The following is a 13047-nucleotide window of genomic DNA, read 5'->3' on the forward strand; positions in this document are numbered from 1 at the left end:
CTACTGAAGAAGAAGGGCAATATCAATGACTATGGCAAGAGAACTTTTATCGTTAACTAGAGCATTTACTAGAGTACAAAATCCAAATATTAGAAAAATAATAATTGAACTTGTCAGATCAGTATCTATACCTTGTGAATAATATTTCAATTTTCATTGACTTAGCATTGCCAAAGTATGTCTTTTGTTAAGATTAATGATCGTTATGATACCGGTTTAACAGGTGAAGAGCTGCCAGTAAGCTGGACTGCAGGTCAAGATGTTCTATCGCAATTAATAGGGCAAACGGTATTAGAACAAACAGGAAATACAGAGTTTAAGAAATGAATTTCTTGTTCATTTTGCAAGCCTTGCTTCATAAGTACTGAATCGTCATTGCAAGCGGGTATTGCCTGCGTGGATATCTGAACTGTCATTGCAAGGAGCGAAGCGACGTGATAATCCAGAAAAAATAATAAAAAAATTCTGTAAATCAGAATTTTTAACTGTATTGCTTTGTCAATTACTCTGTAATTTCCTTGCAATGACTGGAAAACCGGTCCAAGCAACAATGCTTTGCGAGGAGCAGTAAAACCCACTGTGTCACCTAGTTCGCTTGACCACGTTGGGTCCATAAAAACAATAAAAATACTAATAATTTTAGTATTTTTAACTAGCTCCCGTGGTTAAGCCCATAGTACTGGACATTTTTTTAAAGAGCTCTATGTCATCCTAGCTAAAAGCGGGTATCCAGACTAAAAAATCTTTAATTTTAAAGATTTTTTATTACATAGGTTTGTTTAGAAGCTGTACTTTACTGGATTCCCGCCTACGCGGGAAATGACATAGAACAAAAACTGTTTCGGTACTATAAGGTCAAGCCACGGGATGACAGAGGTACAATCGATCCACGCAGCAACTTGATGCAATAATAACTTTTCGCAGAAGCACTAATAACATCGAGGTATAGGCTATCTCAGGCAATTCTTTTAGGTAATACTATTTATTGGTTATTGACATAATCTTAAAATGGTGCTAGACATTAAAGGTTAGGAGGTTATCTGTAAATAAGTTTAATTAGTAGTTAAAAAGCTTTTTTAGCAAAAATTGATAAGATTTTTGAAAGAATATTATTGGTATTTTAAACAAATCTTACTATTTACAGCAAAAAATAATTTAATTAGCCTTACAATTTATTTACAGATAGCCTCTAAGGTAGAGCTTTCTTGACTATTTAGCTTTTAGTCAAAGAAAGATAAGTTTTTTATCTTTACTTTATATTTCTACAGTTAAAAATATTTATGATATCTTTAAAGGCTAATAGTTTAATACAAAATTGGCGTTGGCGTAGATAATTGTTTGCGTTTATATGTTTGCTATATGCAAATTTAGATTTTGATTATTAAATTATAACTTATTACAGGATATTAAAATGTTTATCTCTAATATTTTTCAAAAATTTTTTTCTTTTCTTTTTGTTTTATTTATCGCAGCTGCAATTTATGCGGATCAAAAAAAAGTAGCAATTATTGTTCCACTTGAACATACTGCAATGACCGAGATTATATTAGGAATTAAAGAGTCGCTAAAAGATATAGATGCAGAAATTATAGTTAAAAATGCTCATGCTGATTCTAATATTTTACTTGCTATTATAAAGCAAATAAAAGATCAGGATATTGATGTAATAATTCCAATAGGCACAACAGCCAGCCAAACTGTTATTTCTCATATAACAAATAAACCGATTGTTTGTGCTGCTGCTATGATTAGCAGTAAAAACCTACCTTTAGTTACCGGTGTTAACGATGAGATAAAAATCACCGACACCTTTAGTAAATTACCTTTTTTACAGAATATCACTTTAATTTATAGCAGTAGCGAGAAAGTTATACCTGAAGTAGAAATGTTAAAATTATATGCTGGAAAAAACAATATTTCTCTGCACACGGTAATGATACAAAATTTAAATGATATGCTGGTCGCTGTAAAAAATGCTCCTGAAAATACGCAGAGTTTTATAATTTTAAAAGATCACTTAATAGTCAGCGGAATTAATATTGTAAAGCAAGAAGCATTTAAACGCCGTATTCCTATCATTGCTTCCGATGAAGGGTCGGTAATTAGCGGGGCAACTATTGCGGTAGGAGTACAAGAGAAGCAAATAGGCGTAGAAGCAGGTTTAATGGCAAAAAAAATCTTACAAGGAATAGAGCCGAAAGATATTCCATTTAGGGATATGCAAGACTTAACTTTATTTATTAACCTTAAATCATTTGTTAAACAAGATATTCTGACTAAGGAAAATTTATCCGTACTTCCTTTTACTAAAAAAGAACTTACAGAGTAGTAACATGAACATTTTAGTTACTGCTCTTGAGCAATCCTTAATAATGCTGCCGCTTATTTTAGGAATGTATATAAGTTATCGTATTCTAAAACTTACTGATCTTACCGTAGACGGTACTTATGTACTAGGAGCTGCTGTATTTGCCCGCACTATTTCATTGGGGTTATTTCCTGCATTAATATTTGCCGTAATATCAGGCGGAATTATCGGCAGCATAGTTAGTTTTATGCAGAAAAATAACCGCATTAACGGGCTGATATCCGGAATACTTGCAAGTTTTATGCTTTATTCCGTTAACTTACAAATTATGCAGCGTCCTAATATATCGGTTCTCGGTATGCCGACTCTGTTATCTATATTAGATCTTGAAAATTGGTTAATACCTTTAATAATAATTAATTGTCTTATTATATCTGCTGTTATAATTTTATTGAAAGGTAAGCTTGGTTTATTTCTTCGTGCTTTTGGTTTTAATAAAGATTTATTGATTAATTTAGGAAAACCTGCCGAGTTTTATCGCATGCTTGGGCTTAGCATAAGCAACTGCCTAGCTGCTTTAACTGGCACTTTATCGGCACAAATAAACGGTTTTGCCGATATTAATATGGGTTTTGGGGTGGCACTAGTTGGTATCGGTGCAATTGTTATAGGGCGGCATATTTTAATCCATGCTAATAATTTCAATGCATTTAAAGAGATATTTTCTTGTTTTGTAGGTATATTATTTTACTTTATTGCTCTGAGCATTTTACTCCGAATTGGCATCGATCCTATAAACCTTAAGCTTATTTTAGGGATAGTATTGTTTATTTCGCTCAGTACGGTGAGTAAGAAGTAATTGCGTGGATACTAGAGTCATTGTTGTGTGCGACTGCAGGTGTTGTTGCATGGCTCGTTTATGTCATTCTCGCGACACAGCAGGAATTCAGTACTTTAAAGTTGGTTAAAAGCTTAGGTTATCTCGCTTGTTTCTGGATTCCCGCCTAAGCAGGAATGATATCAATATAAAAACGCTTTAAAAGACAAAATTATGAAACCTTATTTATATGCAGAAAATATAGAGTTCAAAGTTAGAGAAAGAACCGAGCCTATAATTACTGAAACTACTTTAAATATTGCTAAAGAAGAGTTTATCGTAATATTAGGTCATAACGGGAGCGGTAAGTCTACTTTAGCTAAAATACTTGCCGGTTATTTGAAGCCTACTAGTGGAAAAGTATTTTTAGATCAAATCAGAATCAATAAAATACCTAAAGCTCAGAAAGCTCGTACGCTGGTTACACTAACACAAAAAGCTGAAGAGAGGTTATTTACCGAGCTAACGCTTGAGGAAAATATTACCCTATGGGAAAGTAGATTCCCTAGTAATGAACGGTTAAGTTTTAGCGAGGTGCTAGAACTTACCGGCTCACCTCAGCGTTTTTTATCATTACTTTCACAGCCGCTTGGTAAATTTTCCGGCGGAGAAAAGCAGATTATATTGTTGGCATTTAGCATAGCTCATCCGCCTAAAATATTATTTCTAGACGAGCATACCGCAAGTTTAGACCCGAAAGCTTCTTTGGAAGTGATGAAAAAAACAGCAGAGATTATAGAGAAGCATAAGATAACTTCCGTTATGATCACACATAATTTGGAAGATGCCGTAAATTACGGTAAAAGGCTTATAGTACTTGATAGTGGTAAGGTAGTACTAGACTACCTAAAACCACCAGGTTTTTCTTTAAAAGAACTTAGAGAGATTTTACAATTCAATATTAATATCGCCTGCTAAATTAGTGCCAAAAGCGTATTCACAAATATAATTTGTTAATTCTTCTATTTTCGTTGACGAGATATTATGGTAGTATTCTAATGAATTCATAACTTTCATTAGATCTTCACCGTTAAAGAGACACTTTTTTACATCAGCAGATAATTTTTCATCTGTCGCAGTGCTTGTTGGTTCAATTAAGATATCGAATCTTGCAGGAATCGGTGCACGTACATTATCCTCATCTGCTATTTCTGTAGAAGTAGTGGTTGTTATTGGTGCCGGTGCTGCTACTTCATTATTACTATTAACTTTATAATTCCAAATTTCTTCTATCACTATCGCTCTTACATTATCTTCAATATCAGGATCACTAAATAATATATCAATAGCTTTTTCCTTATCTGACTCATTTTTAATATAAGTATTTTTTAGTCATTAAATATATTTATCTACATTAGAGTAAGTCAATGTTTGGTTTACCCACATTGCTGTAGTTAAGATTTGTTTAATTTCTTCTGTAGGTGCATAATCTAAAGGAGTTTTTCCTTGATCATCTGAATATTAAAATTTGTACCTTAGGTAATTAAAAGCTTAATAGCCTTTACATTTCTTGCACGTACTTCGTTGTGTAAAGAGGTGCTTCCATCTGGAAGTCTTTCATTATTAATATTATTTTCTGTTTTTTTTGGCATATAAATATCCTTTTTGGGTTTAAGTATTTATTTTGTCGTGCTGGTATTATACACAATATTTTTAATTTCTGCAAGCCAATCATTAACTTTTTAATTATTAATTAATGAAATTTAATATTTGAGGTAGCGTTAGTTGTCTCTTGGATCACGTGGTCAAGCCATGGGATGACACCGAATGGATTTCCTGGTCTATACAACAATACATCTCCACGAAAGTGAGCATGAAATTAATTGCTGTTGCTTTAAAACTAAGATTTTTTTGGATAAAACCACACCAGGAGTAAACAGATTAGAAGACCGATATTTAAGAGTAGATTATACTCTGTCATAGAAATACCGAAGATTTTGATTGCGGGTTTCGTGCAGGAAGTGATTGGCTGAGAGTAGAACATTTGCTTGATGTGTTGTATAGACAAGCCTTTCGGGATACGGATCATCGATGAGCAAAGAGCACTTGGTTGTACTATTCCTCTTTCTACGAAGCTATGATATGTTGATAATATGCAAGAGCTAAGAATGGTTAGGAAAATGAATATGAGCGTATATTCGCTTAATTGTCTGATGATTAAAGCAGTTAAGCAAATTTTGATTAGCGTTAAATAGGGAAACCTTTCATAAACGCATAAAGGGCAGGGTGTATAATGGAATATATATTCAGCAATATAAGCGGTAGCAAGTGCTATTATAGAAATTGCAATTAGTCCTAAATGTAGAACTTTATAGCTATCTTTTCTGATGTAATTTATAATAGTAGTAAATGGCATGGTTTTTTAAGGTTATGGTTAAGTATATGAACTCAATGTCATCCCGCGGCTTGACCGCGGTATCAGAAAAAACTACAAAGACTGGATCCCGTGGTCAAGCCATGGGATGACATTAAAAAATTCAAGTGATATTTTACAAATAAATAAATTTAGTATATTGTTACTGATTATTAATTAAAGTGCAAGAAAAATAAATGTCAGAAATTTGGGAAGATGCTATTAAGTCAAACGCTTGGCCTTTTGTTGAGGCTAAGAAAATATTAGACAGCTTAAACGGTAAAACTCCTGAAAAAGGTTACGTATTATTTGAAACAGGGTACGGTCCTTCAGGTTTGCCTCATATAGGTACTTTTGGTGAAAATGCACGTATGGTGATGGTGCAGAAAGCGTTCGAGCAATTATCCGATATTCCTACTAAGCTAATTTGCTTTTCTGATGATATGGACGGACTTCGTAAAATTCCTAGTAATATCCCAAATCCTGAAATGGTAGCTGGGTATATGGATATGCCGCTTACTTCTATCCCTGATCCGTTCGGTGAGGGTGAAAGTTATGGACATTATATGAACGCGAAGCTTCGCTCATTCCTTGATAAATTCGGTTTTAAGTATGAATTTTATAGCAGTACTAACTGTTATAAAGCCGGTATGTTTGATAAAATGCTGATAAGAGTGCTAGAGAAATATGACAAGATAATGGAGCTGATGCTACCGACTTTTAGAGAAGAGCGAAAGGCTACATATTCGCCTTTCATGCCTATATGCCCGAAAACAGGTAAGGTACTGCAAGTACCTATAGAGAAATGGGATGCTAAAGTAGGTACTGTTACATATAAAGACGAAGCCGGTAATTATATAGAAGTACCGGTAACGGGAGGGCATTGTAAATTACAGTGGAAGCCGGATTTCGGTATGCGCTGGGCTGCTCTTAAAGTTGATTATGAAATGTACGGCAAAGATCATCTAGCAAATGCTCGACTTTATTCAGAAATTTGCCGAATCCTAGGAGGTAAGCCGCCGGTACAGCTATGTTATGAGCTATTTTTAGATGAAAACGGTGAGAAAATATCAAAATCAAAAGGTAATAGTATTAGTGTTGATGATTGGCTTAAATATGCTCCCATTGAAAGTATGGCATTATTTATGTACCAAAACCCGACTAGAGCTAAGCGTTTGTTTTTTGATGTAATTCCTAAAAATGTTGATGAATATATTACTTTTAATCAGACATATCATTTAGAAGATGATAGGGCAAGGCGTTTTGCAAATCCAGTTTATCACATACATCACGGGAATGTACCGAAAATTGAGACTTTTGGCATTACCTATGCATTGCTTTTAAATCTTACTTCTGTGTGTAATCCTTCCGATAAATCGGTACTTTGGGGATTTATTAGCAAATATGAGCCAAAAGCAACTCCAAATACTAGCCCTTATCTTGACCACTTAGCAGAATTTGCTATAAGATACTATAATGACTTTATTAAAGCACATAAATCATATTTAGCTCCTTCTGAAAAGCATAAGGTTATTTTACAGGATATATTAGATATGTTATCTGATATATCTGATCAAACAGAGGCGGAAAGCATTCAGAAAGCAATATATGATATAGGAATGAAAGCAGGATATGAAAATCTGCGTGATTACTTTAAAGATTTATATCAGATATTGCTTGGGCAAAGCGAAGGTCCAAGACTCGGAACTTTTATAAAGCTTTACGGGGCGCAGGAAACGAAGAAGTTGGTCGAAGGGAAGTTACTCTGTCATACTGTGGCTTGACCATGGTATCTAGCACAAAATAAAAAAGACTGGATCCTGCAATCAAGTCGCGGGATGACACAGAAAATAAAAACTATTAACAAATGAATGAAATTTTTTGTAGTACGTTACCTATTTTTTTAATTACGCTTCTTGGTAGTATTATCAAAAATAAATGGTTAATTTCAGAAGAGTTTTGGCGTGGTATTGAGAAATTATCGTATTTCGTACTATTCCCTGCCATGCTTTTTAATTATGTATCTACTGCCGACTTAAGCGTTGCATCGATAATTAAGTTAGTAGTGGCTCTTATTATTTCCACTATCCTTGTATCAATCGGTCTTATAATTTACCAAAAAAAATACAATATAGATAAAGTCCAATTTACTTCCATTTTTCAAGGATCAATTCGTTATAGTAGCTACACTTTTTTTGGAGTGAGTAGCCCTTTGCTTGGTCCTAGCGGGCTTTCTATTGTTGCTGTTATTTCCTCTTATATGATTATTTTTACCAATATTTTATCGGTAATGATTTTCGCTTATTATATCCCTAATAAATCCGTTACTAATACTATTAGAACTAGCTTTGTTTTAATGATGAAATTAATTGTGCGTAATCCGTTAATTATTGCAAGTGTAGTAGGATTCATTTTTAATTACTCAAATCTTGAATTACATTTAGGGCTTAAGAAAACGCTAGATAGCCTTTCTAATGCCGCTTTAGCGATTGGTATGTTAAATGTTGGAGCAGGGCTTAATTTTACTATTAGACAAGAGCTGTTACATAATGTAGTGTTTACAAGCTTTATTAAATTAGTTGCATTCCCTTTAGTTAGTGTAATAGTATTATGGTTAATGTCAATTGAGGGGATAGATAGATCGGTTGGGATATTATATAGCTGTCTTCCATGTGCAAGTACGGCTTATGTTTTATCTCGTCAGCTTGACGGTGATCCTGACTCTATGGCATCGATTATAACATTTACTACTTTTTTCTCGGTAGTGACTATATCAATTATTATGTATGTGATGGGATAGGGATTTTGAATGTCATACCGCGACTTGATCGCGGTATCTCAGGACGCAGCCTGTGATACAAGACCCTGTGGTCAAGTTACGGGGGGTGACACAAGAAAAACAAACAAAACAGGAATTTCTAAAATGGATGAAATGAATAAAATAAATTATGCTGAGGCCCTTGAATATCATGAAAAAGATAAGCCTGGTAAAATTGCTATTACTGCTACAAAGTCTTTAGTTACTCAGCAAGATTTATCGCTTGCTTATTCACCAGGTGTTGCAGCTCCTTGCCTTGAAATTGCCAAAAATTTAGAGGATGTATATAAATATACCGCTCGTGGTAATTTAGTTGCCGTAATCTCTAACGGTACTGCAGTACTTGGGCTTGGTAATTTAGGAGCAGCTGCTTCAAAACCGGTAATGGAAGGTAAAGCCGTACTATTCAAAAAATTTGCCGATATTGATGCAATTGACTTGGAAGTGAATACGGAAGACCCTGAAGAATTTATTAATGCTGTAAAATATCTTAGTTATAGCTTCGGCGGTATTAACCTCGAAGATATTAAAGCTCCTGAATGTTTTATTATAGAAGAAAAATTAAAATCTTTAATGGATATACCGGTCTTTCATGACGATCAGCATGGAACGGCGATTATTACCGCTGCAGGGCTAATAAATGCAGCATATCTTACTAATCGCAAGCTTGGAGGTCTAAAAATAGTAGTAAATGGAGCAGGGGCCGCTGCTATTGCTTGCATTGATTTATTAATTGCTCTTGGAGCCGATAAATCAAAGATTATTTTATGTGATACTAAAGGTGTTGTGTACAAAGGACGCCTAGAAGGTATGAATAAATGGAAAGAGCTATATGCAAGCGATACCAAGTTTAGAACTTTAGCAGAAAGCTTAAATAATGCAGATGTATTTATAGGGTTATCGGTAAAAGGGGTGGTAACTAAAGAGATGGTGAAAGGGATGGCAAATAATCCTATTATTTTTGCTATGGCTAACCCTGATCCGGAAATTACCCCTGAAGATATAAAGCTTGTGCGAGATGATGCAATTATAGCAACAGGGCGATCTGATTACAATAATCAGATTAATAATGTTATGGGATTTCCTTATATTTTTAGAGGAGCATTAGACGTAAGAGCAAGGACCATTAATACGGAAATGAAAATAGCTGCAGCAAAAGCTATTGCAGATTTAGCCCGTAGACCTGTACCGGAAGAGGTGTATAAAGCTTACTCAGGGCGTAAGATGGTTTTTGGTAAGGAATATATTATTCCCGTACCGTTTGATCCTCGTTTAATTATCGTAGTAGCAGCGGCAGTTGCCGTTGCTGCAATAGAAAGCGGCGTTGCTAGGGTTAAAGATTTTAGTATAGGTAAATATAAGAAAGAATTGGGTAGTAGATTAAACCATACTGCTAACTATATGAATTTCTTAGCTGAAAAAATTCATAATGCACCGCTTAAGCGGATTGTTTTTGCTGAAGGTGAAGAAGAAGAAGTAATTTCTGCCGCCCTTATGATGCGAGATGAGAAATACGGTCATCCGATTATAATCGGTCGTGTTGAGCGAATTGAGGCTACGTTAAAAAAGATAGGTCAAGATATTAGCTTAGACGGAATTCAAATAATGAATGCAGCTTTAACTGATAGTTTAGAGAAATATATTGATTATTTGTATAAAAGACTTCAGAGAAAAGGCTATTTATATCGTGATTGTGCTAAACTTGTTAAAACAGATAAGAATATTTTTGCTGCTTGTATGGTAGCTTGCGGTGACGGTGATGCTCTTTTAACCGGTGTTACTAAAAGCTATATCGATAGTTTAGAAGATATCATGAAAGTAATTTCGCCAAAGCCTAATCGTAGAATCCTTGGCTATTCAATTATGATTGCTAAAGACAATAATATTATTATTTCTGATAATTGTATTACTGAATATCCAAACAGCTTAGAGCTTGCTCAAATAGCAACACAAACTGCAGAAATTGCTAAAAATATGGGGATGACCCCAAGAGTTGCTCTTCTTTCTTTTTCCAGCTTCGGTAATGCTTCTAAGGAAAAAACAGCTCGTATTTGTGAAGCAGTAAATATACTAGATAATTTTAGTAAAGATAAAAAAGAGCTGAGCGGCATGAAAGTAGATTTTGAATATGATGGAGAAATGTCGGTTAAGTTAGCTTTAGACGGTGATTTACGTAAATTATATAAATTTTGTAGATTATCAGGATCTGCAAATGTATTAATTATGCCTGGTTTAAATTCAGCGGCTATTTCTACTGAATTATTACAAGAATTTTCATCCAATAGCTTCATAGGTCCTATAACAAACGGTTTTGAAAAACCCGTTCAAATACTTCAAGCTACAGCCACAGCTAATGAAATACTAAAAATAGCAACTTTTGCTTGCGTTGAGGCTATAAAAGAGGTTTAAGAGGCTATCTATAAATAAATTTAAACCAATAATTTAATTTTTTTGCTGCGAATTATAAGATTTTTTTGAAATATGAATAACTATTCTTGCAAAAATCTTATCAATTAGCCTCTAAAATTATATTGTTTGTTAATATCAATTTCTGAATAAAATCCTACAAGCCACAGTAACAGATAGTAAAATATTAAAAATTGCGGCTTTTACTTGTGTTGAATCTATAAAAGGTTTTTAATGACTAGATATTTAATTAACTTGGGATGGATCAAATGGACTCATTAGTAAAAAACGCAGTAATGAAACTTTTTAATGATAAGCCAAAAAGCGGAATTGTAAGAATTAAACAATGGTGTGCTGATAATAATAAAGATTTTGCAGAAGAAACTGCTAAATTTTTTTATGAGGAAAAAAGTAATCTAAATTTAGAGTGTGTAGGAGATTATCTTGGAACAGATGGAGGCGATAATAAAAAAGTATTAGAGAGTTTTACTAAGCAATTTAATTTTAAAGAAAAAGATTATTTAGAAAGTTTACGTGGGTTTTTACAATCATTTAAATTACCGGGCGAAGCTCAAAAAATAGATAGGTTAGTCGAAAGTTTTGGAACAAACTATTATGAACAAAATTTAAACGGTGAAATAAAAAGTAAGGATGCTGCATATATACTAGCTTACCAAACAATTATGCTTAATACAGACTTGCATAATCCTAGTATTGCCGAACCGAAAAAAATGACTTTGGAGCAGTTAAAGAATAATTTAAAAGGTACTAACGAAAGTCAAAATTTCAATGATAATTTTTTGAAAAAGATATATGCTGGAATAAAAGCTAAACCTTTCGTACTAAATTTTGTAGATAGTAGTCCTGGTTATGAGATAGATAATATCAGTTCGCAAAATGATCAAACTTTTAAAAAATTAAATAAATTCTTAAAAGAAACACGAAATATTCAAGACAGCTTTTCTAAATTACAAAATAATAATTTAACGGCAGAATTTAAGAACCCTAAAACATTGCTTAATAAGTTTACCGGTTATGAAGGAAGTGTAATAGTTAAAGATGAGAAAGGCGGTAAAGCAGCAATTCAAGTCTATACACCAAGTGTATTTTCAAGATGGTTTTTAGGAGAAAAGTCTAAAATCATAATTCAGCCTTTAAGTGAAGAAGGAAAGCAGCCTTCAGAACAATCATTAAAATTAGCAGCACAAATTACCGCAAGCTTTGACACTAAAGTAACATCTATTAAAGCAACTTATGATTATTTAAAAGAAGATTTAAAGAGTCGGTATGAGAATATTATAAATCCTAAACAAGAATTAGAAAGAGCTAGTTCTATTGCAGAACTACATAAAAATATTAAAGAAATTACCGCAATTGTACAGCAAACAAATCAACAAATACCTGAAAAACCTTTGGCTTCTAAAGAGAGTTTTGAAGATCTTACACAAGCAGAGATAGGAATAAAGCCGGTAGAAATACTAATAAAGAGTTCATCTCAACCAGTAGAAAAGCCAAAATTTAATTCTTTTATAGAAGAGTTAGCATGGAAAAGTGTGCAAAGAAAGCAAAATATTGATACTCCAATAAGTCAAAATAAAGAACCTAAAATTCAAACAGATAATCATGCAAAAATTTTAGAAGAATTAAAGCAAAAACAGAAAGAATTAGAAGATAAGAAAAAGGGGCTTGAAGAAAAAAAATCTAATTCTAATATTACTAGAGAAGAAAGATGGAAAATTGTTGCAGAATTGGAATCTATTAATAATCAATTTAAAGCTATAGAAAAAGTATATAATACTATTAATAGTGCTGCAGATAGAGAAAAAAAGTTTGATAATAAAAATAACCCCGCATCGCCTACGAAAGGAGAACCGACAGCTGCAGATTTACAGCAACAAGGAGCATTAGCAGCTATAAAACGTATGAAAGAAGAGAAGATAAAGCAGCAGCAAGCAGAAGCCGTGAATCAATCTTCAAAAAATACTCCAACTATGCCTAGTGGTACTATACCGGTACCGCCTCCAATGCCTGGGAGCGGTCTTCCTGTCTCACCTCCTCCTCCGTCAATTCCAAATATTGTAAAAAAAGAGGCAAAAGATATTGGTAAACAAATACCTCAGGAAGGAGATAAGCATAAAGAAGGATTGGCAAAAGCTATGGAAGCACAAAGAAAAAAAATAGAACAGCAAAACTCAGGAAGAGGAATGTAATTATTATAGTATCATAATGGAAATTTAATCATAAAATAAGCTATTAATGCATTAGAATGATTTTACAATTTAATA

The 13047-nt window shown here is 33.5% G+C and carries 9 protein-coding genes and 1 pseudogene; 8 read left to right on the top strand and 2 right to left on the bottom strand.

What is annotated here, in order from left to right:
* Positions 1 to 195 precede the first annotated feature (195 nt).
* The 4 genes and pseudogenes from A452_RS0102285 to A452_RS0102300 all read left to right on the top strand — a co-directional run.
* Positions 196 to 327, top strand: a pseudogene (locus A452_RS0102285) (negative regulator of beta-lactamase); the annotation flags it as partial.
* A gap of 1084 nt (positions 328 to 1411) precedes the next feature.
* The gene (locus A452_RS0102290) at positions 1412 to 2329 is read left to right on the top strand and encodes an ABC transporter substrate binding protein (protein ID WP_014412876.1); all 918 of its coding nucleotides are present in this window, start codon (positions 1412 to 1414) and stop codon (positions 2327 to 2329) included.
* Between the two features lie 4 nt (positions 2330 to 2333).
* The gene (locus A452_RS0102295; RefSeq protein WP_014412875.1) at positions 2334 to 3167 is read left to right on the top strand and encodes an ABC transporter permease; all 834 of its coding nucleotides are present in this window, start codon (positions 2334 to 2336) and stop codon (positions 3165 to 3167) included.
* 192 nt (positions 3168 to 3359) lie between these two features.
* On the top strand, positions 3360 to 4103 hold the full coding sequence (locus A452_RS0102300; RefSeq protein WP_014412874.1) for an ATP-binding cassette domain-containing protein: 744 nt from the start codon (positions 3360 to 3362) through the stop codon (positions 4101 to 4103).
* Here the strand turns inward: A452_RS0102300 and A452_RS0102305 are convergent.
* The gene (locus A452_RS0102305; RefSeq protein WP_014412873.1) at positions 4074 to 4421 is read right to left on the bottom strand and encodes a hypothetical protein; all 348 of its coding nucleotides are present in this window, start codon (positions 4419 to 4421) and stop codon (positions 4074 to 4076) included. The two genes, A452_RS0102300 and A452_RS0102305, sit on opposite strands and share 30 nt — an antisense overlap.
* Positions 4422 to 5025: 604 nt before the next feature.
* On the bottom strand, positions 5026 to 5541 hold the full coding sequence (locus tag A452_RS09500; RefSeq protein ID WP_014412872.1) for a disulfide bond formation protein B: 516 nt from the start codon (positions 5539 to 5541) through the stop codon (positions 5026 to 5028).
* Between the two features lie 194 nt (positions 5542 to 5735).
* On the opposite strand from A452_RS09500, the gene A452_RS0102315 reads away from it, so the two are divergent.
* The 4 genes from A452_RS0102315 to ralF all read left to right on the top strand — a co-directional run bounded on the left by A452_RS0102315 (position 5736) and on the right by ralF (position 12972).
* A complete protein-coding gene (locus A452_RS0102315) occupies positions 5736 to 7322 on the top strand; it encodes a lysine--tRNA ligase (protein ID WP_014412871.1) in 1587 nt (528 codons plus the stop codon).
* 83 nt (positions 7323 to 7405) lie between these two features.
* Positions 7406 to 8338 (top strand): AEC family transporter, encoded by a 933-nt coding sequence (locus A452_RS0102320; RefSeq protein ID WP_014412870.1) that lies wholly within the window; start codon positions 7406 to 7408, stop codon positions 8336 to 8338.
* Between the two features lie 123 nt (positions 8339 to 8461).
* Positions 8462 to 10765 carry an NADP-dependent malic enzyme gene (locus tag A452_RS0102325; RefSeq protein WP_014412869.1) on the top strand — a complete coding sequence of 768 codons (2304 nt, stop codon included), beginning with the start codon at positions 8462 to 8464 and terminating at the stop codon, positions 10763 to 10765.
* Positions 10766 to 11031: 266 nt separating this feature from the next.
* Complete coding sequence (gene ralF, locus A452_RS0102330) at positions 11032 to 12972, top strand: T4SS guanine nucleotide exchange effector RalF (RefSeq protein ID WP_014412868.1); 1941 nt, start codon at positions 11032 to 11034, stop codon at positions 12970 to 12972.
* Positions 12973 to 13047: the final 75 nt, after the last annotated feature.

It is taken from the genome of Rickettsia australis str. Phillips (genome assembly GCF_000273745.1).
GTDB lineage: Bacteria > Pseudomonadota > Alphaproteobacteria > Rickettsiales > Rickettsiaceae > Rickettsia > Rickettsia australis.

Excerpts from the sequence above, each read along its gene's own strand:
- A452_RS09500 (WP_014412872.1), bottom strand. The coding sequence starts at position 5,541 with ATGCCATTTACTACTATTATAAATTACATCAGAAAAGATAGCTATAAA.
- A452_RS0102315 (WP_014412871.1), top strand. The coding sequence starts at position 5,736 with ATGTCAGAAATTTGGGAAGATGCTATTAAGTCAAACGCTTGGCCTTTT.
- ralF (WP_014412868.1), top strand. The coding sequence starts at position 11,032 with ATGGACTCATTAGTAAAAAACGCAGTAATGAAACTTTTTAATGATAAG.
- A452_RS0102290 (WP_014412876.1), top strand. The coding sequence starts at position 1,412 with ATGTTTATCTCTAATATTTTTCAAAAATTTTTTTCTTTTCTTTTTGTT.
- A452_RS0102325 (WP_014412869.1), top strand. The coding sequence starts at position 8,462 with ATGGATGAAATGAATAAAATAAATTATGCTGAGGCCCTTGAATATCAT.
- A452_RS0102295 (WP_014412875.1), top strand. The coding sequence starts at position 2,334 with ATGAACATTTTAGTTACTGCTCTTGAGCAATCCTTAATAATGCTGCCG.
- A452_RS0102320 (WP_014412870.1), top strand. The coding sequence starts at position 7,406 with ATGAATGAAATTTTTTGTAGTACGTTACCTATTTTTTTAATTACGCTT.
- A452_RS0102300 (WP_014412874.1), top strand. The coding sequence starts at position 3,360 with ATGAAACCTTATTTATATGCAGAAAATATAGAGTTCAAAGTTAGAGAA.